Source organism: Streptomyces sp. L2, from assembly GCF_004124325.1.
In the GTDB taxonomy this organism is placed as follows: Bacteria; Actinomycetota; Actinomycetes; order Streptomycetales; family Streptomycetaceae; genus Streptomyces.
In genome coordinates this window covers 2,348,321-2,369,284 of the sequence record NZ_QBDT01000001.1, presented here as the reverse complement: position 1 = coordinate 2,369,284, position 20,964 = coordinate 2,348,321, and the positions used below count along the sequence as shown (strand labels likewise).

At 70.3% G+C, this 20,964-nt stretch carries 19 protein-coding genes; 8 read left to right on the top strand and 11 right to left on the bottom strand.

Annotated features, from left to right (window positions below):
- Positions 1-58: 58 nt before the first annotated feature.
- The 3 genes from DBP14_RS09955 to DBP14_RS09945 form a co-directional block, all read right to left on the bottom strand.
- Positions 59-1,669, bottom strand: coding sequence for a sodium:solute symporter family protein (locus DBP14_RS09955; protein WP_129306674.1), 1,611 nt, complete (start codon positions 1,667-1,669; stop codon positions 59-61).
- On the bottom strand, positions 1,666-1,929 hold the full coding sequence (locus DBP14_RS09950) for a DUF3311 domain-containing protein (protein ID WP_206739241.1): 264 nt from the start codon (positions 1,927-1,929) through the stop codon (positions 1,666-1,668). The genes DBP14_RS09955 and DBP14_RS09950 overlap by 4 nt, the downstream gene beginning before the upstream one ends.
- A gap of 223 nt (positions 1,930-2,152) precedes the next feature.
- Positions 2,153-2,917, bottom strand: a complete 765-nt coding sequence (locus tag DBP14_RS09945; RefSeq protein WP_129306672.1) for a GntR family transcriptional regulator — start codon at positions 2,915-2,917, stop codon at positions 2,153-2,155.
- Between the two features lie 409 nt (positions 2,918-3,326).
- Between DBP14_RS09945 and DBP14_RS09940 the strand changes: the two genes are divergently transcribed.
- The 4 genes from DBP14_RS09940 to DBP14_RS09925 all read left to right on the top strand — a co-directional run bounded on the left by DBP14_RS09940 (position 3,327) and on the right by DBP14_RS09925 (position 8,101).
- A complete protein-coding gene (locus DBP14_RS09940; RefSeq protein ID WP_129306670.1) occupies positions 3,327-4,607 on the top strand; it encodes an extracellular solute-binding protein in 1,281 nt (426 codons plus the stop codon).
- Between the two features lie 177 nt (positions 4,608-4,784).
- A complete protein-coding gene (locus DBP14_RS09935; protein WP_129306668.1) occupies positions 4,785-5,771 on the top strand; it encodes a sugar ABC transporter permease in 987 nt (328 codons plus the stop codon).
- Positions 5,768-6,607: a carbohydrate ABC transporter permease gene (locus DBP14_RS09930; protein ID WP_129306666.1), complete on the top strand. Its 840-nt coding sequence runs from the start codon at positions 5,768-5,770 to the stop codon at positions 6,605-6,607. Before DBP14_RS09935 ends, DBP14_RS09930 begins: the two co-directional genes overlap by 4 nt.
- Before the next feature lie 9 nt (positions 6,608-6,616).
- Positions 6,617-8,101, top strand: a complete 1,485-nt coding sequence (locus DBP14_RS09925) for a glycoside hydrolase family 3 protein (protein WP_129306664.1) — start codon at positions 6,617-6,619, stop codon at positions 8,099-8,101.
- Between the two features lie 85 nt (positions 8,102-8,186).
- On the opposite strand, the gene nagB is transcribed toward DBP14_RS09925, so the two are convergent.
- Positions 8,187-8,972 carry a glucosamine-6-phosphate deaminase gene (nagB, locus tag DBP14_RS09920; protein ID WP_129306663.1) on the bottom strand — a complete coding sequence of 262 codons (786 nt, stop codon included), beginning with the start codon at positions 8,970-8,972 and terminating at the stop codon, positions 8,187-8,189.
- 458 nt (positions 8,973-9,430) lie between these two features.
- On the opposite strand from nagB, the gene DBP14_RS09915 reads away from it, so the two are divergent.
- Positions 9,431-10,927, top strand: coding sequence for a PAS domain-containing sensor histidine kinase (locus tag DBP14_RS09915; RefSeq protein ID WP_129311769.1), 1,497 nt, complete (start codon positions 9,431-9,433; stop codon positions 10,925-10,927).
- A gap of 174 nt (positions 10,928-11,101) precedes the next feature.
- Here DBP14_RS09915 and DBP14_RS09910 read toward each other — a convergent pair whose 3' ends face one another.
- Together DBP14_RS09910 and DBP14_RS09905 are read right to left on the bottom strand one after the other, a co-directional pair.
- Positions 11,102-11,359, bottom strand: coding sequence for a WhiB family transcriptional regulator (locus DBP14_RS09910; RefSeq protein ID WP_040248489.1), 258 nt, complete (start codon positions 11,357-11,359; stop codon positions 11,102-11,104).
- A gap of 320 nt (positions 11,360-11,679) precedes the next feature.
- A complete protein-coding gene (locus DBP14_RS09905; RefSeq protein ID WP_129306661.1) occupies positions 11,680-12,648 on the bottom strand; it encodes a diacylglycerol kinase family protein in 969 nt (322 codons plus the stop codon).
- A 351-nt stretch (positions 12,649-12,999) separates the two neighbouring features.
- Between DBP14_RS09905 and DBP14_RS09900 the strand changes: the two genes are divergently transcribed.
- On the top strand, positions 13,000-13,458 hold the full coding sequence (locus DBP14_RS09900; protein WP_129306659.1) for a hypothetical protein: 459 nt from the start codon (positions 13,000-13,002) through the stop codon (positions 13,456-13,458).
- 18 nt (positions 13,459-13,476) lie between these two features.
- Here the strand turns inward: DBP14_RS09900 and DBP14_RS09895 are convergent, their stop codons facing one another.
- The 3 genes from DBP14_RS09895 to DBP14_RS09885 all read right to left on the bottom strand — a co-directional run bounded on the left by DBP14_RS09895 (position 13,477) and on the right by DBP14_RS09885 (position 15,575).
- On the bottom strand, positions 13,477-14,571 hold the full coding sequence (locus DBP14_RS09895) for an RNA polymerase sigma factor SigF (protein WP_129306658.1): 1,095 nt from the start codon (positions 14,569-14,571) through the stop codon (positions 13,477-13,479).
- The gene (locus DBP14_RS09890) at positions 14,568-14,981 is read right to left on the bottom strand and encodes an anti-sigma regulatory factor (protein ID WP_129306657.1); all 414 of its coding nucleotides are present in this window, start codon (positions 14,979-14,981) and stop codon (positions 14,568-14,570) included. The genes DBP14_RS09895 and DBP14_RS09890 overlap by 4 nt, the downstream gene beginning before the upstream one ends.
- A gap of 333 nt (positions 14,982-15,314) precedes the next feature.
- Positions 15,315-15,575 carry a UBP-type zinc finger domain-containing protein gene (locus tag DBP14_RS09885; protein WP_129306655.1) on the bottom strand — a complete coding sequence of 87 codons (261 nt, stop codon included), beginning with the start codon at positions 15,573-15,575 and terminating at the stop codon, positions 15,315-15,317.
- Positions 15,576-15,636: 61 nt separating this feature from the next.
- Here DBP14_RS09885 and DBP14_RS09880 point away from each other — a divergent pair, with 61 nt between their 5' ends.
- On the top strand, positions 15,637-17,232 hold the full coding sequence (locus DBP14_RS09880; RefSeq protein WP_129306653.1) for a Na+/H+ antiporter: 1,596 nt from the start codon (positions 15,637-15,639) through the stop codon (positions 17,230-17,232).
- Positions 17,233-17,249: 17 nt separating this feature from the next.
- Here DBP14_RS09880 and DBP14_RS09875 read toward each other — a convergent pair whose 3' ends face one another.
- A complete protein-coding gene (locus DBP14_RS09875) occupies positions 17,250-18,143 on the bottom strand; it encodes a pyridoxal-phosphate dependent enzyme (protein WP_129311768.1) in 894 nt (297 codons plus the stop codon).
- 429 nt (positions 18,144-18,572) lie between these two features.
- Entirely contained in the window at positions 18,573-19,166 is a 594-nt protein-coding gene (locus tag DBP14_RS09870) for an N-acetylmuramoyl-L-alanine amidase (RefSeq protein ID WP_129306651.1), read from the bottom strand.
- 307 nt (positions 19,167-19,473) lie between these two features.
- Here DBP14_RS09870 and DBP14_RS09865 point away from each other — a divergent pair, with 307 nt between their 5' ends.
- Positions 19,474-20,880: a family 2B encapsulin nanocompartment shell protein gene (locus tag DBP14_RS09865; protein WP_129306650.1), complete on the top strand. Its 1,407-nt coding sequence runs from the start codon at positions 19,474-19,476 to the stop codon at positions 20,878-20,880.
- Positions 20,881-20,964: the final 84 nt, after the last annotated feature.

Here is a 20,964-nt window from a genome sequence, read left to right as displayed (position 1 = left end):
GATACGGCCCCGCGCCCCTTGGGGCGCGTTCGCGTGGGCGCTGCTCAAGAAGGGGCCGTCAGTGACCGGCACCCGCCGTGGCCGGGGGGAGTTCTACCTGGACTCCGGCGTCGCCCGCGTCGGCCGTGTAGTCGTCGGGGGTGGTCTCGTCGATGCCCGCCGGGGCGTTCACGGCCCTCAGGACGAAGGTGAGGATCACCGTGACGGCGACGTTGAGGACGAACGCGGTGAGGGCGATGTACCCCATCTCTCCGATACCCGGAATCTTCGCCGCGGAGCCGCCGAAGTGCGCCTGTGTCGGCGAGGCGACCCCGTACGCGGCGACCGTGCCGTAGACCATGCCGACCGCCCAGCCGGCCAGCAGCGCCCAGCGGTGGAACCAGCGGGTGAACAGGCCGCCGACCAGGGCCGGGAAGGTCTGCAGGATCCAGATGCCGCCCAGCAGCTGGAAGTTGATGGCGACCGTCTTGTCCATGGTGAGGACGAAGACCAGCGCGCCCAGCTTCACCAGCAGCGACACGATCTTGGAGACCTGGGCCTCCTGCCTGGGCGTGGCGTCCGGCTTGATGAAGTCCTTGTAGATGTTGCGGGTGAACAGGTTCGCGGCCGCGATGGACATGATGGCCGCCGGCACCAGCGCGCCGATGCCGATCGCCGCGAAGGCCACGCCCGCGAACCAGTCCGGGAACATGTTCTCGAACAGCTGCGGGATCGCCAGCTGCCCGTTGGTCACCTTCACCCCGGCCGCGATCGCCATGAAGCCCAGCAGGGCCAGCAGGCCCAGCATCAGCGAGTACAGGGGCAGGATCGTGGTGTTGCGCCGGATCACCTCGCGGCTGCGCGAGGACAGCGTCGCGGTGATCGAGTGCGGGTACATGAACAGGGCCAGCGCGGAGCCGACCGCCAGCGTGGCGTACGTCCACTGCTTGTCCGCGCCCGGCACGAGACCGCCCGCGCCCGTCGTCGTGAACTTGTGGTTCGCCGCGGCGAAGATGTCGTCGAACCCGCCCAGCTTGATGGGGATGTAGATGATGGCCACCGCGATGACGATGTAGATCAGCGCGTCCTTGACGAACGCGATGAGCGCGGGGGCGCGCAGCCCGGAGGAGTAGGTGTACGCGGCCAGCACCGCGAACGCGATGAGCAGCGGCAGGTCCTTCACGAACCCGTTGGCGTGCGCCCCGCCGCCGACGCCCATGACGTCCAGCACGGCCTGGATGCCGACGAGTTGGAGGGCGATGTACGGCATGGTGGCGAGGATGCCGGTGACGGCGACCGCCAGCGACAGGCTCTTGGAGCCGAACCGGCCGCGCACGAAGTCCGAGGTGGTCACGTAGCCGTGCCGGTGCGAGACCGACCACAGCCGGGGCAGGAAGGTGAAGATCAGCGGGTACACCAGGATCGTGTACGGCACCGCGAAGAAGCCGGCCGCGCCCGCCGCGTAGATGGCGGCCGGTACGGCGACGAAGGTGTACGCCGTGTAGAGGTCGCCGCCGAGCAGGAACCAGGTGACCCAGGTGCCGAACGACCGTCCGCCCAGGCCCCATTCGTCCAGGGAGTGCTCGTTGTCGGCCTTGCGCCAGCGGGCGGCCAGGAAGCCCATGACGGTGACGGCCACGAAGAAGAAGATGAAGACGCCGAGAGCGACGCCGTTGACCCCGGTCTTCATTCCGCCGCACCGCCCTTCCGCGAGGTGCGGGCGCGCTGGTCACGCTGCCACAGCTGGTAGGCCAGCATGGTCAGGGCGGTCGCGATGATCACCCACAGCATCTGGTACCAGTAGAAGAACGGGATACCGATGAACGCCGGGTCGCTCTTGGCGTACGAGCCGACCCACATCATCGCCACGAACGGTGCGCACAGGCACAGGGCGATGATCACGCGCACCGGCGTGACCACCGCTGGTTTCACTTCACTTGACTCCGGCATGCGGCCGCTCCGTCCCCTTTGCCGATCAGGTGTAATGCGCAGGCAATGTAAGCGACGGTTTCCGCCCCGGGGAAGGCCCGTGGAAACAGCGAATCCGGCAGGCGGCTTCACGATGACCGGGGCGGATGGTTCCGTCCCTCATGAGTTGCCGTACTGCCGGATTCGGTTGACAGCGGATGCGCGGTCGCCCGCCGATGCCGTTCCAGGGGTTCCCCGCCGGACCTCAGTCCAGCGGCCGCTTGAGCCGGGCCACGAACTTGTAGCGGTCCCCGCGGTACACCGACCGCACCCATTCCACCGGTTTGCCCTCGCGGTCCAGGGAGTGCCGGGACAGCATCAGCATGGGCAGGCCGACGTCGGTGCCGAGCAGGCCGGCCTCGCGCGGGGTGGCCAGGGAGGTCTCGATGGTCTCCTCGGCCTCGGCGAGGTGGACGTCGTAGACCTCGGCGAGGGCGGTGTAGAGGGAGGTGTACTTGACCAGCGAGCGCCGCAGGGCCGGGAAGCGCTTGGCGGACAGGTGCGTGGTCTCGATGGCCATGGGCTCGCCGTTGGCCATGCGCAGTCGCTCGATGCGCAGCACCCGCCCGCCGGCCGTGATGTCGAGCAGTCCGGCGAGCCGGTCGTCGGCGGTGATGTAGCCGATGTCCAGCAGCTGGGAGGTCGGCTCCAGGCCCTGGGCGCGCATGTCCTCGGTGTAGGAGGTCAGTTGCAGCGCCTGGGAGACCTTGGGCTTGGCGACGAACGTGCCCTTGCCCTGGATCCGCTCCAGCCGTCCCTCGACGACCAGTTCCTGCAGGGCCTGGCGGACGGTCGTGCGGGAGGTGTCGAACTCGGCCGCCAGTGTGCGCTCCGGCGGGACCGGCGTGCCCGGCGCCTGGGTCTGGGTCATGTCGAGCAGGTGCTTCTTCAAGCGGTAGTACTTGGGCACGCGCGCGGTACGGACGGTTCCGCCGGCCTCGTTCTCCGCACTGCTGACGTCGGTGCTCATGCTCTGCCTTCCCGGCTCCTGATGCCGACTGCGACGGCATCCCATCGGCCACGGCTCACATCGTGGCACGGCTTCGTGTGACAGGGGTCCACCCGCACGCTCCGTGATCTCCTCTGTATACCGTCGTGACCCCGGTTGGTCTAGTCCAACGATGCGGCCGACGTGCGTGGTCCGGCGGAACTGGTCCGTCCGATCTGTCGCTTGCGCAATGAAAGGTTCCTGCATATCTCGGTCCCGTCACGGACGCCCGGAGCCCTGTTGAACACCCTTGACAGGCCTATTGGTCTGGGCCAAGCTCCCCCTACTGGTCTACACCATTGGTCCAGGTCCCGGCCCCGTGGGCGGTACGCACCTTCAACGGTCACCGCAGGGAGCCTGGGGGGTTTGAGGCATCCCTGAGGAGGGTGGCGTGAAGCGCAAGCTGATAGCCGCGATCGGTATCGCGGGCATGGTCGTCTCCATCGCGGCGTGTGGCAGTGACAACGACGACAGCAAGGCAGGGGGGACGGACGCCAAGGAGCTGACCGTCTGGCTCACCGTCGACGCCCAGAACAACTGGCCGAACCTGGTGAAGGCCGCCGACGCCGCCGTCCAGAAGGCGCACCCGGGCATCAAGATCAAGCACGAGTACTACGGCTGGCCGGACAAGAACACCAAGCTGGACGCCGTCCTCGCCACGGACAAGGCCCCCGACGTGGTCGAGATGGGCAACACCGAGATGCTCGGCTACATGGTCAAGGGCGCCTTCGCCCCCGTCGACCCGGCCAAGTTCGACAACTCCTCCGCCTGGCTGGACGGCCTCAAGGCCTCGGTGACGTACGACGGCAAGACCTACGGCGTGCCGTACTACGCCGGTGGCCGCGTCGCCACCTGGCGCAAGGACATCGCCGCCTCGGCCGGGATCAAGTCGACGCCGAAGACCTACGCCGAGCTGACCGCCGACCTCGACAAGGTGCAGAAGAAGGAGGGAAGCAAGTTCAACGCCTGGTACCAGCCCACCCGTGACTGGTACGCGGCCATGTCCTTCGTCTACGACGCCGGCGGCTCCATCGCCAAGCAGGACGGCGGCCAGTGGAAGGGCAACCTCTCCTCGCCCGAGTCGATCAAGGGCCTGACCGAGTTCAAGAACGTCATCGACAAGTACATGCACGGTGACAAGACCAAGGACGAGTCCGACCGCTACATCGTCTACGGCCAGGGCAAGTCCGACCTGATCTTCGGTGCCGCCTGGGAGGGCGCGACCGCGGCCGACCCGAAGAACGACAAGACCGGCAAGCTCAAGGACGACCTCGAGAACTTCGTGATGCCCGGTCCGTCCGGCAAGAACATGCCGGTGTTCCTCGGCGGCTCCGACCTCGCCATCCCGGTGAAGTCCAAGGCGCAGGGCGTCGCCGCCGAGTGGATCAACGCGTTCACCGGCGCCAAGGGCCAGAAGGGCCTGATCGCCAAGGGCAACCTGCCGAACAACAAGACGGACCTCGCCACCCTGAAGAGCGACCCGGCCACCGCCGTGCCGGCCACCGCCGCCGAGTCCAACTGGTTCGTCCCGATGGCGCCGGGCTGGGGCCAGGTCGAGAAGGCCCAGGTGCTGCAGACCATGCTGCAGAACATCGGCACCGGCAAGCAGTCGGTCCAGGCCGCCGCGAAGACCGCGGACGCCGCGATCGACAAGGTCATCAACGCCAAGTGACGCGACGGCAGGGCCTCGTAGAGCCTTGGGGGGTTCCGCGGGGGGCGGGGCCCTGCCGTTCGTACGGCCGTGCGACCGAGGTGTCGCGCGGCCCTGCTGGACGTCCGCCGTGCGAGCCCGCCAGACCTCGCACGGCCGGGTCTTCGTACCGCCAGAGGGACCGCTGAGGAGCGCGCGATGAGTGCCGCAGACACGACCACCCCCGCCAAGGTGCCGCCGCCGCGGCACGCACCGCCACCAGGCGTCCAGGCCGGACCGCGCACGTCGCGCAGAACGGGCGGGGCCACCACCCCCTGGCTGCTGCTCGCGCCCTGCCTGCTGGTCCTCGCCGTGGTCATGGGCTACCCGCTGGTCCGGCTGGTCTCCCTGTCCTTCCAGAAGTTCGGGCAGTCCCAGCTGTGGGGCTTCCAGCCGGCCGAGTCCGTCGGCTTCCACAACTTCTCCGCCGTGCTGGGCGACAGCGAGTTCTGGCAGGTCGTCGTCCGCACGATCGTCTTCGCGGCCGGCTCGGTCATCCTCACGATGGTCCTCGGCATGCTGGTCGCCCTGCTGCTCCAGCGTGTCTCCGGCTGGGTGAAGACCCTCATCAACATCGCCCTGGTGGCCAGCTGGGGCATGCCCGTCATCGTCGCCACCACCGTCTTCAAGTGGCTCTTCGACGCCGACTACGGCATCCTCAACGCCCTGCTCAGCAAGCTGCCCGGGGTCGACATGATCGGCCACAACTGGTTCGCCAGCGGACCCCAGGGCCTCGCCGTCATCATGCTGCTGGTGGTCTGGGGCGCCGTGCCCTTCGTGGTCATCACCCTCAGCGCCGGCCTCACCCAGGTCCCCAAGGAGCTGGAGGAGGCCGCCCGCCTCGACGGCGCGACCGCCTGGGGCGTCTTCCGGCATGTCACCCTGCCCATCCTCAAGCCGATCATCGTGATGCTCACGACCCTGTCGGTCATCTGGGACATGGGCGTCTTCCCCCAGGTCTTCGTCATGCGCGGCGGCCACCCGGAGGCCGACTTCCAGATCCTGGCGACCTACTCCTACGACCGCGCCTTCGTGCTCAACGACTACGCGCAGGGCTCGGCGATCGCCCTGATCACCGTCCTGCTGCTGCTCGGCGTGGTCGCCGTGTACATGCGCCAGATGCTGAAGATCGGAGAGGTCGAATGAGCCTCGCTTCCGCACCCCGCCGCACGTCCCGGCTCGGCTGGAACATCCTCGGCCTGCTGGTGTTCCTGACCGCCGGCTTCCCCGTCTACTGGATGCTCAACACGGCGTTCAAGCCGGCCAAGGACGCCATCGACCCGGACCCGAGCCTGTTCCCCACCGGGATCACCCTGTCCAACTTCCGCCGCGCGCTGGACATCGCCGACTTCTGGGGCCCGGTCGGCCGCAGCCTGATCGTGTCGCTGTCCGTCGTGGTGGTCGGCATCGTCGTCGGCATGCTCGCCGCGCTCGCCATCTCCCGGTTCGCCTTCCGCGGCCGCAAGGTCGTGATCGTCGGCATCCTCGCCGTGCAGATGGTCCCGCTGGTCGCCATGATCATCCCGGTCTTCCTGCTGCTGAACGACCTCGATCAGTACGACAAGCTGTCCGGTCTGATCATCACTTACCTGACGTTCGTCCTGCCGTTCACCGTGTGGACGCTGCGCGGCTTCATCGTCAACATCCCCAAGGAGCTGGAGGAGGCCGCGATGGTCGACGGCTGCTCCCGCACCGGCGCCTTCATCCGCGTCGTCTTCCCCCTGCTGGCCCCCGGCATGGTCGCCACCTCCGTCTACGCCTTCATCCAGGCCTGGAACGAGTACCTCTACGCCCTGATGCTGCTCAGCCAGGAACACCAGACCGCGACCGTGTGGCTCAGCAACTTCAGCACCAAGCACGGCACCGAATACGCCCCGATGATGGCCGGAGCCACGATGATGGCCGTGCCGATCGTCGTTCTGTTCCTCCTCGTCCAGCGCAAGATGGCCGCGGGCCTGACCGCGGGCGCCGTGAAGGGATAACGCCACCCGATGACGACATTCGCCAGCGGCACCGACACACTCACCCGGGACGCGCTCACCGTGCTGCAGCCCGGCTTCACCGGAACCACCGCCCCCGACTGGCTGCTGCGCCGCCTCGGCGAGGGCCTCGCCTCCGTCGGACTGTTCGGCCGCAACATCGCCTCGCCCGCCCAGGTCGCGGCCCTCACCGCCCAGCTGCGCGCCGAACGCGACGACGTGCTGGTCGCCATCGACGAGGAGGGCGGTGACGTCACCCGCCTGGAGGTGCGCACCGGCTCCTCGTTCCCCGGCAACCACGCCCTCGGCACCGTCGACGACGTCGAGCTGACCCGCCAGGTGGCCCGCGAACTCGGCCGCCGCCTGGCCGCCTGCGGCGTCAACCTCAACTGGGCCCCCTCCGCCGACGTCAACTCCAACCCCGCCAACCCGGTCATCGGCGTGCGCTCCTTCGGCGCCGACACCGGCCTGGTCGCCCGGCACACCGCCGCCTACGTCAGCGGCCTGCAGTCGGCCGGCGTCGCCGCGTGCACCAAGCACTTCCCCGGCCACGGCGACACCGCGGTCGACTCCCACCACGCGCTGCCCCGCATCGACGTCGACACGGCCGTCCTCGACGCCCGCGACCTGGCGCCCTTCCGCGCCGCCATCGCCGCCGGCACCCGCGCCGTGATGAGCGCCCACATCCTGGTCCCGGCCCTGGACCCGGACCGTCCGGCAACGTTGTCGCGGCCCGTCCTCACCGACCTGCTGCGCGGCGAGCTGGGCTACTGCGGCCTGATCGTCACCGACGGCATGGAGATGAAGGCGATCGCCGACACCTACGGCATCGAGCACGGCAGCGTCCTCGCGATCGCCGCGGGCGCCGACGCGATCTGCGTGGGCGGCGGCCTCGCCGACGACGAGACGGTACGGCGCCTGCGCGACGCCCTGGTCGCGGCCGTCCGGTCCGGCGAGCTGCCCGAGGAACGGCTCGCCGACGCCGCCCGCCGGGTCCGCGAGCTGGCCGCCTGGACCTCCGGCGCCGCCGCCACGCGGACCGGGCCCGACCCCGAGGTGGGGCTGCGCGCGGCCCGCCGCGCGGTCCGCGTGACCGCCGGTGAGCTGCCCTTCGGCCCGCTCACCGAGGCGCCGTACGTCGCCGCGTTCACCCCCGTCGCCAACATCGCCGTCGGCGACGAGACGCCCTGGGGCGTGGCCGCCGAACTCGCCCGGCTGCTGCCGGGCACCGAGACGGGCAGTTTCACCGGCGACGACGCGGGTCACGCCGCCCTCACCGCGGCCGGCTCCCGCCGCGTGGTCGCCGTCGTCCGCGACGAACACCGCCACCCCTGGATGAGCACGGCCCTGGACACCCTCCTCAAGGCCCGCCCCGACACGATCGTCGTAGAAATGGGCGTCCCCCAGTCCCCACCCCGAGGCACCCTCCACGTGGCCACCCACGGAGCGTCCCGGGTCTGCGGCCAGGCAGCGGCCGAGGTCATCACAGGGGCATAAGCGCCCGAAGGGGCGCGGGGAACTGCGCGACAAGCCACAGTCAACCCGCGCCCCGGAAGCAATCCGAACCCGGCAGACGCGTCCGTTAAATCCCCTGCCACTCCGGCTTGTTCACATAGGTGTGCCGAAAATAATCCGCAAGCTTCAGCTTGGAAGCCGCCCCCTCGTCGACGACGACCGTCGCATGCGGATGCAACTGCAACGCCGACGCCGGGCACACAGCGGCCACCGGCCCCTCCACACTCGCGGCGACGGCATCGGCCTTCCCCTCGCCCGTGGCGAGCAGCACCAGATGCCGCGCCTCCAGAATCGTCCCGATGCCCTGCGTGATCACGTGGTGCGGCACCTGGTCGATCCGCCCGTCGAAGAACCGCGCGTTGTCGACCAGTGTCTGCTCCGTCAGCGTCTTGATCCGCGTCCGGGACGCCAGCGACGAGCACGGTTCGTTGAACCCGATGTGCCCGTCCGTGCCGATCCCGAGCAGCTGAAGGTCCACCCCGCCGGCCGCGGCCAGCGCCCGGTCGTACGACGCGCACGCGGCCTGGACGTCCTCCGCCGTGCCGTCCGGCCCGATGAACGCCTCCATCGGGATCCCGAGCGGCTCCAGGACCTCCCGGCGCAGCACCGAGCGGTAGGACTCGGGGTGCTCGGGCGGCAGCCCCACGTACTCGTCGAGCTGGGCTATCCGCGCCCGTGAGGTGTCCACGGCACGCGCGCGCACCTTGGCGCTCAGTGCCTGGTAGACGGGCAGCGGGGTCGAGCCGGTGGCCACGCCGAGCAGGGCGTCGGGCTTGCGCCGCAGCAGCTGGGCCATGGCCTCGGCGATCAGCTCGCCGCCCGCCGCGGCGTCCGGAACGATGACAACTTCCACGCTGGGCCTGCCGTTCTGAAGTCGCTATGTGGTTTAGACCAATCTAACAGAATTCAGCCTCTCGGGCCCGTGCCGGGAAGCCATGCGAAATTGCCATGACCATCTGTCCCCGCGGGGCACCCGCGCGGGCTAGGCTGCGTGGCATCACGTGCCATCAAGCCATTGGCGGCGCACCCGCTCCGGTGCATGGACAGGCGTTCGTGGTCTAGTCCACAATGTTCTGGAGCGATACAAAAGCCTCCGTCCTCCCCGCACAGGAGGGCGGAACGAGGAACCGGGCTCTCTGCCCTGACTGCCCCGGCTCCTCGGCCTCGGCCGACCGGGACCGCACACCCCACGGCCGATGATGCTCCGGGCTGCGGTGCCGGGTGGGTTGAGGGTCCCTCCCAGGCGCCGCGGCCCGCGGGTGTTTTTCGGCCCGTCGCGCCCCGCCGGGTACGCTCGCACACGTGCCCTCCATGAACGACCTCGTACGCCAGCACACCGCCCTGGACGACTCCGACCTGGAGTGGCTCCACCTGCTGGTCTCGGAGTGGCAGCTGCTCTCCGACCTCTCCTTCGCCGACCTCGTCCTGTGGGTGCCCACCCGCGACGGCACGCGGTACGTCTCGGTCGCCCAGATGCGCCCCAACACGGGCCCGACCTCGTACCAGGACGACATGGTCGGCCACCTCGTCCCGCGCGGCCGCAGGCCCATGCTGGACGCGGCGCTCGACGAGGGCCGGATCGTGCGCGAGGGCGACCCGGAGTGGCGTGAGGAGGTCCCCGTACGGGTCGAGTCCATCCCCGTACGGCGTGAGGGCCGCGTCCTCGGTGTCATCGCCCGCAACACCAACCTGCTCACCGTCCGCACCCCGAGCCGCCTCGAACTGACGTATCTGCAGAGCGCCTCCGACCTCGCCCAGATGATCGCGGCCGGCTCCTTCCCGTTCCCCGACCAGCAGGTCGACATGGACGCCTCGCCGCGCGTCGGTGACGGACTGATCCGGCTCGACGCGGAGGGCCTCGTCCAGTACGCCTCGCCGAACGCCCTCTCCGCCTACCACCGCCTCGGCCTCGCCTCCGACCTCGTCGGCCAGCCGCTGGGCCAGACGACGGCCGAACTCGCCCCGACCCGCGGGCCGGTGGACGAGGCGCTCGCCAAGGTGGCCAGCGGATGGGCGCCGCGCGAGTTCGAGATCGAGGCCACCGAGGGGGTGATCCAGTTCCGGGCGATCCCGCTCAAGCCCAAGGGCACCCGCATCGGTTCGCTGGTGCTGCTCCGGGACGTCACCGAACTGCGCCGCCGCGAGCGCGAGTTGATCACCAAGGACGCGACCATCCGGGAGATCCACCACCGGGTGAAGAACAACCTCCAGACCGTCGCCGCCCTGCTCCGCCTCCAGGCCCGGCGCATCGGCTCCGACCGCGGCCGGGAGGCCCTGGAGGAGGCCGTAAGGCGGGTCGGCTCCATCGCGATCGTGCACGAGACGCTCTCGCAGAACCTCGACGAGCGCGTGGAGTTCGACGACATCGCCGACCGGGTGCTCGCGATGGTCGCCGAGATCTCACCGGGCAAGGTGGCCGGCCGGCGCAGCGGGCGGTTCGGGATCCTGGACGCCGAGGTCGCCACCCCGCTGTCGATGGTCCTCACCGAGGTCCTGCAGAACGCCCTGGAGCACGGTTTCCGGGAGGGTGACACCGGCACCGTCGAGGTCTCCGCGTTGCGCGGGGGCACCAGCAAGGAACCGCGCCTCCTGGTCACCGTCCAGGACGACGGGGTCGGCCTGCCCGAGGGCTTCGACCCGCACCGCTCGGGCAACCTCGGCCTGCAGATCGTACGGACGCTGGTGGAGGGGGAGTTGGGCGGTGCGTTCGACATGGTCCCGGCGCCGGAGCGGGGCACGCGGGTGATCCTCGACATTCCCGTCCGGGCGCAGAAGCAGGGCGAACGGACCGGCGCCGAACAGCACTGACGCACGGGGGCGCAGGGAGCCCGAGACAGCATTGAGCCCCGGATCACTGGGTGATCCGGGGCTGAAGCTCGAAGCTATGCGCATCGGGGGTACTGCGCGCTGCGGCTCGGGGGCGGGAGATGCGTGCTCGCTGCACGCGCCGCCAAGCTCAGGCTGTCAAGCAGGGTGGGAGTGTCAGGCGGAGGCCTGACGAGCCCGGTTGCGAGCGGCGCGGCGCTTCATCGCGCGGCGCTCGTCCTCGCTGAGACCACCCCAGACGCCGGAGTCCTGACCGGACTCGAGCGCCCACTGCAGACACTGCTCAACAACGGGGCAGCGACGGCAGACGGCCTTGGCTTCCTCGATCTGCAGCAGCGCAGGACCGGTGTTGCCGATGGGGAAGAAGAGCTCGGGGTCTTCCTCGCGGCAAACGGCGTTGTGACGCCAGTCCATGGCTGCTACCTCTCCTTGGTATTACGTGCAAGTTGCTTGTGAATGTGAACGCTTTCACGAATCCCTCAACAAGTGAAGGGCCGACCGCCGAGTCTCCCCGGCGTTGGTCCTGGGTTTGAAGAGGGGTTCTGGTGATCAGTGGAGGCCGGTGTTGCGGGCCGTCCCGATCGCCATGTAGAGACTCGCAAACCTCGGCGGCGGATACAACCCCTTCCGGAAAGTTTTTTTTGATTCCTCGGTGTCGACTAGGTCACAGCCGTACTTCCATGGGGTGGATCCTGGCCTAAACGTTCGAGTGAAAGGAGTTTGGCGCGTTCCGCTCACACAATCACACGCAGTGCACGGCGTACACCTGTGAACGTCACGCTCGTACGCAGTCCCAGGTGGTCGCCGTCCATCTGGAGCGGCAGGGGCGCCTTCGAATGCAAGGTGAACCGGTCCAGGTCGTGCAGTGACAATGCGTGTCTGCCGTGGGGTCCGCGCTCGGGGGACGAAGTGAGCAACTGCGTCCCATACCGGGCAACCGAGGCGGTCGAGAGGCGGCTGAGACCGAGCACGTCGATGCCGGTGTCGAACGAGGCCTTAGGTGACGTGTACATCGGGCGATTGCCGAGATACGTCCAAGGGGACGTGTTCGAGACTATGGCGACAACCAGGTCGGTCACCGGGTCCGCGCCCGGCCGCTCCAGCGTGATGTTCCCGTGGCGGCGGTTCGGCTCGCCGAGGAACTGCCGGACGACCTGACGGACGTACAACGCGTGCGTCGACTTCTTCCCGCGCTCCCGCTGCTGCTCGACCCGGCCGACCACACCCGCGTCGAAGCCGAGGCCGGCGTTGAAGGTGAACCAGCGGGCCGGGACCGCCTCGTCCTCGCTGCCGGGCGTGCCGGAGGCCAGGCCGAGGCCGACGACCCGCTCGCGGCCCTCGCGCAGCGCGTCCAGCAGGGCGCCGGTGGCCTCGACGGGCTCGTTGGGCAGGCCCAGGGCACGGGCGAAGACATTCGTGGAACCGCCCGGCACCACGGCGAGGCCCGGCAGCCGGTCGGGGTCGGGGCCGGCGTGCAGGAGCCCGTTCACGACCTCGTTGACGGTGCCGTCGCCGCCGAGGGCCACGACCATGCGGATGTCGTCGCTCTCCGCGGCCTGCTGTCCGAGGTCGCGGGCGTGGCCCCGGTACTCGGTGGTGACGACCTCGAGCTTCATCTCGCTGGCCAGCGCGTGGATCAGCACATCGCGCCTGCGGGCACTGGTGGTGGTTGCCGCCGGGTTGACCACGAGAAGTGCGCGCATGGATGGCAGCGTACCTACTGGGAAGTACCGGGCCCAGCCCGAGGTAGGGATCCGGTAAGAGCCCGACTCACTCCGTGGGCTGGGCCGGCTAACCCCGGGGCCGGTTCCCGCCTGCGGGCCCGCTACGCCCGCTCGCGCAGTTCCCCGCGCCCCTGACGGGGCTCGTTCCCACCCAGCTGCGGGCATGCGTGCCGCTCGGGGCGGCACGGGTGGGCGCAGCGGCACCCTGGCAGCGCCGGCGAGCGTGACTCCCGGCCCGCTGCTGCGCCGGGCGCCCTGGTGGCGCTGGTGGGGGCAGGCGTCGTAGCTCGCGGCGGCGAACCTCGGGGGGACGGCGGATACCCTGCAAGGGTGAGTCGTGAGCAGAACCCCACCACCGCGCCCGCCGAAGCAGCAGCAGCCGCTGCCGAGGAGCCCCGCCCCCGTCGGCTGACGTACGCCGCCGCCCTCGCCGCCCTGGAGGGCATCGCGCTGCTCGCCGCGGGCGTGTGGGTGTGCGTCGAGGCCCTCACCGGCTCCCCCGACAGCCGGCAGCAGGCCGTCGCCCTGGGCATCACCCTCGGCGTCCTCGCCCTGCTCCCGCTGCTCGCCGCCCGCGGCCTGCTGCGCCGCCGCGGCTGGAGCAGGGGCCCGGCCGTCATCACGCAGATCATGGGCCTGTTCTGCGCCTACTACCTGCTCCAGGCGGACAGCCTCGCCATCCCGGCCGGCATCGTCATCGCGGCCGTGTCCATCGCCGCGCTGGTCCTGCTGGTGAGCCCCACGACGGCCCAGGCCCTCGGCATCAAGGGTCCGGGCCGGACGGACTAGTAGGGGCGGGCCCTCCTCCTACTCCTCGACGAGCAACTTCTCCCGCAGCTGCGCCAGGGTGCGGGCCAGCAGCCGGGACACGTGCATCTGGGAGATGCCGACCTCCTGCGCGATCTGCGACTGGGTCATGTTCCCGAAGAAGCGCAGCAACAGGATCCGCTTCTCGCGCGGCGGCAGATCCTCCAGCAGCGGCTTGAGGGACTCCCGGTACTCCACGCCCTCCAGCGCCTCGTCCTCGGCGCCGAGGGTGTCGGCCACCGCCGGGGACTCGTCGTCGGTGTCGGGGACGTCCAGCGACAGCGTGGAGTACGCGTTGGCGGACTCCAGGCCCTCCAGGACCTCCTCCTCGGAGATGGCCAGCTTCTCGGCCAGCTCATGGACCGTGGGGGAGCGCCCGTGCAGTTGGGACAGCTCCGCCGTGGCCGTCGTCAGCGCGAGACGCAGCTCCTGCAGGCGGCGCGGGACCCGCACCGCCCAGCCCTTGTCGCGGAAGTGCCGCTTGATCTCGCCGACGACGGTCGGGGTGGCGTACGTGGAGAACTCCACGCCGCGCTCCGGGTCGAAGCGGTCCACGGACTTGATCAGGCCGATGGTGGCGACCTGGGTGAGGTCGTCCAGCGGCTCGCCGCGGTTGCGGAAGCGGCGCGCCAGGTGCTCCACGAGCGGCAGGTGCATGCGGACGAGCTGGTTGCGCAGCTCCGCGTACTCCGGGCTGCCCGCGTTGAGCTTGCGCAGCTCGACGAACTTCGCACGCGCGCCGCTGCGGTCGTGCGGATCGTGCGGTGCGGCCCGCACGGCCTCGGCGCGCAGCGCGTCGTCCCCGGCGTCTCGCTCGTGCTCGCTCATCGCTCCGCCCGTCGCCCTTCCCCGAGCCCTCGCCCCCGCGCGGGCGGCGGATCCGGTTCCGCGCTGCGCTTGAGGGGGCGTGCTCTGCACGGCACCGTCCCGGCCGGCCGACCCGGAGTCGTCCTCCGGGTGCGGCCTGGCCTGCTCGGGAATGCCGTCGATGCCGTCCGCCATGCGTCGGGAACCGTCCGCAGGGCCCGCGCCCTGCGTCGGCAGCTCCCGTGTGCCGCGCTCTTCGTCCCGCACCGGCCCGTCCCCGTCCCTCACGCCGGCCCGGGTCCCGCGCCGCGCTGTTTGTAGAGGCTGATCGACACGGTCTTGTCCTCGTCGACGGCGGACGAGACCTTGCCCGCGAGGGCCGAGAGCACCGTCCACGCGAAGGTGTCCCGCGAGGGCGCGTGTCCGTCGGTGGTGGGCGCCGACACCGTGACCTCCAGCGAGTCGTCGACCAGCCGGAAGACACAGCTGAGCACGGAGCCCTGCACGGCCTGCTGGAGCAGGATCGCGCATGCCTCGTCCACGGCGATGCGCAGATCCTCGATCTCGTCCAGGGTGAAGTCCAAACGGGCCGCCAGGCCGGCCGTGGCCGTCCGCAGCACCGACAGGTAGGCACCCGCGGCCGGCAGCCGGACTTCCACGAAGTCCTGGGTCGCGGGCTCGCCTGCGATCTGGGACACCCTCACCTCCATGGTGGTACAAGCTTTACGGGGCCGAGGGTCGCCCCCCGGGGTAACGCGTCGGTGGTTCCGCGGTGACGCTATCGCGCTCGGAACGTTCCTGTCCCCGGGGCCCCAACCCCCTGGCGTCACTCACAGTAAACCTCTGTATACGCTCCGTGTCTAGAGGGTCTGCGGGCCCAAATGGGAAGTGCGCGCGCCGGGTTGACGTACCCATGCGTCACACGCTCGAACCGTCGACGTCAGCGGTCACATGCAGTGTCACACGAGAACGCGGCCGGTCACAGGAGAACCCGATCCGTCATACAAGATCCGTCCTGCGAGAAGGATCCCTCAGACGAGAACGTGGTCGACGAAGCACCAGCGCCAGTCCTCGCCCGGCTCGAAGGTCCGCATCACCGGATGCCCGGACTGCTCATGGTGTTCCGTGGCGTGTCTGCCCGGCGAGGAATCGCAGCAGCCGACGTGGCCACAGGTCAGGCAGAGCCGCAGCTGAACCGGATGCGTCCCGCGCGCGAGGCACTCCGGACAGGTCTCGCCGAGCGGACGGGGTTCGGGGTGCGGCAGCGCGTCGGCATGCGTGCACTGTTTCATGATTGCCAGATTACGACGGGTGTGCGGGTGGCCGCGCGGAAAAAGAGGGCGGGCGAGGACCATGGACGTGATGCCGCTGCTGTTGCTGGTGGCGGGCAGTGCGGCGGTGGCGGCGGCGGCCCGGCGCACCCCCGCGCCGGCCCCCCTGCTGCTGGTCGCGGTGGGCCTGGTGGTGTCGTACGTGCCGGGGGTGCCCGACTACACGCTCGACCCGGACATCGTCCTGCCGCTGCTGCTGCCCCCGCTGCTGTACACCTCGGCCGTCGACAGTTCCTACCTCGACCTGCGCGCCCAGCTGAGACCCGTGGCGCTGCTGTCCGTCGGATACGTGCTCTTCGCGACCTTCGCCGTCGGCTGGGCCGCCTATCTGATCGTTCCCGGGCTGCCGTTGACCGCCGCGCTGGTGCTGGGCGCGGTGGTCGCGCCGCCGGACGCCGTCGCCGCGACGGCCGTCGCGCGCCGGGTCGGACTGCCGTCCCGGATCACCACCATCCTGCAGGGCGAGTCCCTGCTGAACGACGCCACCGCGATCACCGCCTACAAGGTGGCCCTCGCCGCGGCCGTCGGCGCGCGCGCCACATGGGCGGGCGGCATCGGCGAGTTCCTGCTCGCGGCGGTCGGCGGCGTCGGCGTCGGCCTGGTCCTGATGGCACCCCTGCACTGGCTGCGCACCCACCTGAAGGAGCCGCTCCTGCAGAACACGCTGTCCCTGCTGATCCCGTTCGTCGCCTACGGCGTCGCCGAGCAGGTCCACGCCTCCGGGGTGCTCGCCGTGGTCGTCGTCGCCCTCTATCTCGGTCACCGCGCGTGGGAGGTCGATTTCGCCACCCGCCTCCAGGAGGACGCGGTGTGGAAGATGGTCGCCTTCATCCTGGAGTCGGCGGTCTTCGCGCTGATCGGCCTGCAACTGCCCGTCGTCCTCAAGGGCCTCGGGGCGTACGAGGGTCTCGACGCCGCCTGGTACGCGGTGGCGGTCTTCCTGGTGGTGGTCGTGGCCCGGTTCGCCTGGGTCTACCCCGCCGCCTTCGTCCCCCGCCTGCTGTCGGCCGGCATCCGGGAACGCGAGGAGAACCCCACCTGGCGGGGTGCGATGGTCACCGGCTGGGCCGGCATGCGCGGCGTTGTCTCCCTCGCCATCGCCTTCTCCATCCCGCTCACCGTGCACGGCGGCCATCCCTTCCCGCAGCGCAATCTGATCCTGTTCCTGACCTTCACCACCGTCATCGGCACGCTGGTCGTGCAGGGCGTCACCCTGCCCCCGCTGATCCGCCTGCTGAAGTTCCCCGGCCGTGACCGGCAGTCCGAGACGCTCGCCGAGGCCAACGCCCAGGCACAGGCCTCGCGCGCGGCCGAGAGCCGCCTGGACGACCTCCTCGCTGACGAACGCAACGCCCTGCCCCCGCCGCTCTCCGACCGCCTGCGCTCGGTCCTGGAACGCCGCCGCAACGCCGTCTGGGAGCGGCTCGGCCAGGTCAACCCGGTCACCGGCGAATCCGTCGACGACACCTACCGGCGGCTGTCCAGCGAGATGATCAGCGCCGAACGCGAGGTGTTCGTCCGGCTCCGCGACCACCGCTACATCGACGACGAGATGCTCCGCGCGCTGCTCCGCAGACTCGACCTGGAGGAGGCGGCCGCCTACCGGGAGGCCGGTTAGGGCTCTCCAGCAGGTGTCTACGGGAACGGCCGCCCCGTCACGACCGCGGCGACCGTCGTCCCGCGCGCGAAGGCGCCCTCCTCGGCCAGAGCGACAAGTCCATGGAGCAACTTGGCGACATAGAGACGTTCGACGGGCAGGCCGTGCCGCTGCCCGAAGTCCGCGGCGAAGGCGTCCAGCGCAGGGGTCGTACGGGCGTAACCACCGAGGTGGAAGCGGTCGTCGACGGTCCACGTGCCACTGCGGGCGCCGAACGCGCGCTCCTGCAGGGCCTGTATGTCGGCCGTGAGGAAGCCGCCCTTGAGGACCGCTATGCCGAGCGCGCGCTGTTCCGGGGCCAGCCCGGCGGCGAGCCCGGCCAGGGTGCCGCCGGTGCCGCAGGCCACCGCGACGACGTCGGTGTGCCCGCGCAGCTCCTCACCGAGGGCCCGGCAGCCGCGCACCGCCGCCGCGTTGCTGCCGCCCTCCGGCACGACGTACGCCCCCTCGGCGCCGGCCGCGCGCAGGATCGCGGCCAGCGTCTCCGGCTCGGTCTTGCGCCGGTACACCGACCTCTCGACGAAATGCAGGCGCATACCGTCGGCCGCGCACCGGCTCAGGGACGGGTTGAGGGGGCGGCCGGCCAGTTCCTGCCCGCGGACCACGCCGGTGGTCGGCACGCCGAGCAGCCGCCCCGCCGCCGCGGTGGCCCGCAGATGGTTGGAGTAGGCACCGCCGAAGGTCACCAGCGCCCGGCCCCCCGCAGCCTCGACGTTCGGCACCAGCTTCCGCCACTTGTTGCCGATCAGCTCCGGGTGGATCAGGTCGTCCCGCTTCAGCAGCAGCCGCAGCCCGTGCCTGGCGAAACGATTGTCCCCGACCTCCTGCAACGGTGAGGGAAGGCGCGGGGCGAACGGATCGGCACGGGTCACCACATCATTTTCGCCCGCACCCAGCCCGCCGCCCGCACGCACCTCGCCGGCCGCACTCGTCCCGCCGCCCGCACACAGCCGGCCGCCCGCGCGCATCCCGCCGACCGCACTCGTCTCGCCGCCTGCGCTCAGCTGGCCGCCCGCACGCACCTCGCCGGCCGCGCTCGGCCGGCGGGCCGCACTCAGTCCGCCGCCCGCGCTCAGCCCGCCAGGCGCGCTCAAGCCGTCAGCCGCACTCGGCCCGCCGCCCGCACTCAGCCGGCCGCCCGCGCTCAGCCCGCCGTCCGCACCGGCCCGCCGCCCGCACACAGCGGGCCGCCCGCGCGCACCCAGCCGGTGCACCCAGCCCGCCGCCCGCGCTCAGCCCGCCAGGCACGCTCAAGCCGTCAGCCGCACGCCCATAAGTCACACGTAGCCCCCGGTCCGTCCTCAGCCCTTCAGTCGCTCCCTGATCCGCTCCCGTAGCCAGGTCATCGTGAACCCGCGCGGGTCGATCTTCCCCGGCTGCCATTCCAGGTGGCCGATCACCGATCGCTCCGTCCAGCCGTGGTGCCGGCAGACGGCTGCCGCGACCCGCTCGATCGCCTCCAGTTGCGCCTGCGGCCATGGATCCTCGCCGTCGCCCACGTTCTCGCACTCAAAGCCGTAGAAGTGCCGGTTGCCGTCGGTGTTCGCCTCGTTGTCCGGCGGCAGCCCCTTCTCGGCGATCACCGCACGCAGCACGTCGTCGTCGCCGAGCCCCGCGTGGTTGGCGCGGCCGTAGCCGACCAGGTGGACCCGGCCGTCCTTGGTGATCACGCCGTGGCACAGCGGACCCGGCAGCCCCGCACGGCCGTCCCGGCAGACCTCGACGGTGCCGGCGGCGCCCCGCGTCGCGGTGTGGTGGATCATCACCCCGTGGACCGGGCCCCAGGGACCCTTGTGGTTGCGGTTGTGCTGACGCCAGTCGCCGACCTCGACGACCGTGACGCCCTCCCCGCGGAGAGCGTCCAGAAATCCGCTCGCGGACATGGGTGGGGCCATGACCGCCTCCTTCGCACCATGCCGGATGGCCGCCGGACGCGGCCCGTTCGTCCTGCCTGCTTCTACCGAAACCGGACGTCCAGGACGACATCGTTCGCACACTGTGCGAGCCGATCCGGACAAGTACCGCGCTTGAGGGGCATCGAGGGCGGCGCCGGACAAGATCCCTCTTTCTGCCCAGTCGTGCGATGATCCATTCCCGCTCTTTCGGGTAATGGCGCGACCGCGCTCCGTGATGGAAGGCTCGACCGCGAGACCGGTGGCCCGTGCGATTCGGCACCGGGCATACATGGGAGGGCATTTCTTTATGTCGGTAGGCGAAGAGGTCCGCACGGAGCAGGGCAAGCCGCAGCAGTCCCTCGGCACGGCGGCCGCGCGGAACCTGGCCACCACCACCAAGTCCGTGCCGCAGATGCAGGAGATCAGCTCCCGCTGGCTGCTGCGCACACTGCCGTGGGTGGACGTACAGGGCGGCACGTACCGCGTTAACCGGCGGCTGACGTTCGCCGTCGGGGACGGCCGCATCACCTTCGTGAAGACGGGGGACCAGGTCGAGGTCATCCCGGCCGAACTCGGCGAGCTGCCGGCCCTCCGCGCGTACGAGGACGAGGACGTGCTGACCGAGCTGTCCCGCCGCTGCCGCCAGCGCGACGTCGCGGCCGGTGAGGTCATCGCGTCCTTCGGCAGCCAGGCGGACGAGGTCTACCTGCTCGCCCACGGCAGGGTGGAGAAGATCGGCACGGGCCCGTACGGCGACGACTCCGTCCTCGGCGTCCTCGCCGACGGCGCCTACTTCGGCGAACAGGCGCTCCTCGACCCGGACGCCATCTGGGAGTACACCGCACGCGCGGACACCGCGTGCACCATGCTGATCCTCAGCCGGCAGGACTTCGAGCAGGTCGCCGAACGCTCGGACTCACTGCGCGAACACGTGCAGCACCTGCGCTCGATCCCCGAGCAGCGCACCAACAAGTACGGCGAGAAGGCCGTCGAGCTGTCCGCCGGCCACAACGGCGAACCGGACATCCCGCACACCTTCGTCGACTACGAGGCGCGGCCCCGCGAGTACGAACTGAGCATCGCCCAGACGGTGCTGCGCATCCACTCCCGCGTGGCCGACCTGTACAACCAGCCGATGAACCAGACCGAGCAGCAGTTGCGGCTCACCGTCGAGGCCCTGAAGGAGCGCCAGGAGCACGAGCTGGTCAACAACCGCCAGTTCGGCCTGCTCCACAACTGCGAGTACGACCAGCGGCTCCAGCCGCACGACGGCGTGCCCAGCCCGGACGACATGGACGAGCTGCTCAGCCGCCGCCGGGGCACCAAGCTGTTCCTCGCCCACCCCCGTGCGATCGCCGCGTTCGGGCGCGAGCTGAACAAGCGCGGACTGGTCCCGGAGACCATCGAGATCGGCGGCAACCGCATTCCCACCTGGCGTGGTGTGCCGATCTACCCGTGCAGCAAGATCCCGGTCAGCGAGGCCCGGACGACGTCGATCATCGCCATGCGTACCGGCGAGGCCGACCAGGGCGTCATCGGCCTGCGGCAGTCCGGCCTCCCGGACGAGATCGAACCCAGCCTCTCCGTCCGTTTCATGGGCATCAACGAACAGGCCATCATCAAGTACCTGGTGACGGCGTACTACTCGGCGGCCGTACTGGTCCCCGACGCGCTCGGAGTGCTGGAGAACGTCGAGATCGGCCGGTGGAGGTGACGTTTCCGCACTTCGCGGCCGTGTCCGCACCGGCCGTGGCGGGTAGACCCTCGGGGTACGCGTCCAGCCGGTGCGGGAACACAG

What these genes read in the sequence shown, in the direction of transcription:
- DBP14_RS09955 (WP_129306674.1), bottom strand. Translation starts at nt 1,669, where the DNA reads ATGAAGACCGGGGTCAACGGCGTCGCTCTCGGCGTCTTCATCTTCTTC.
- DBP14_RS09950 (WP_206739241.1), bottom strand. Translation starts at nt 1,929, where the DNA reads ATGCCGGAGTCAAGTGAAGTGAAACCAGCGGTGGTCACGCCGGTGCGC.
- DBP14_RS09945 (WP_129306672.1), bottom strand. Translation starts at nt 2,917, where the DNA reads ATGAGCACCGACGTCAGCAGTGCGGAGAACGAGGCCGGCGGAACCGTC.
- DBP14_RS09935 (WP_129306668.1), top strand. Translation starts at nt 4,785, where the DNA reads ATGAGTGCCGCAGACACGACCACCCCCGCCAAGGTGCCGCCGCCGCGG.
- DBP14_RS09930 (WP_129306666.1), top strand. Translation starts at nt 5,768, where the DNA reads ATGAGCCTCGCTTCCGCACCCCGCCGCACGTCCCGGCTCGGCTGGAAC.
- DBP14_RS09925 (WP_129306664.1), top strand. Translation starts at nt 6,617, where the DNA reads ATGACGACATTCGCCAGCGGCACCGACACACTCACCCGGGACGCGCTC.
- DBP14_RS09915 (WP_129311769.1), top strand. Translation starts at nt 9,431, where the DNA reads ATGAACGACCTCGTACGCCAGCACACCGCCCTGGACGACTCCGACCTG.
- DBP14_RS09910 (WP_040248489.1), bottom strand. Translation starts at nt 11,359, where the DNA reads ATGGACTGGCGTCACAACGCCGTTTGCCGCGAGGAAGACCCCGAGCTC.
- DBP14_RS09905 (WP_129306661.1), bottom strand. Translation starts at nt 12,648, where the DNA reads ATGCGCGCACTTCTCGTGGTCAACCCGGCGGCAACCACCACCAGTGCC.
- DBP14_RS09885 (WP_129306655.1), bottom strand. Translation starts at nt 15,575, where the DNA reads ATGAAACAGTGCACGCATGCCGACGCGCTGCCGCACCCCGAACCCCGT.
- DBP14_RS09880 (WP_129306653.1), top strand. Translation starts at nt 15,637, where the DNA reads ATGGACGTGATGCCGCTGCTGTTGCTGGTGGCGGGCAGTGCGGCGGTG.
- DBP14_RS09870 (WP_129306651.1), bottom strand. Translation starts at nt 19,166, where the DNA reads ATGGCCCCACCCATGTCCGCGAGCGGATTTCTGGACGCTCTCCGCGGG.
- DBP14_RS09865 (WP_129306650.1), top strand. Translation starts at nt 19,474, where the DNA reads ATGTCGGTAGGCGAAGAGGTCCGCACGGAGCAGGGCAAGCCGCAGCAG.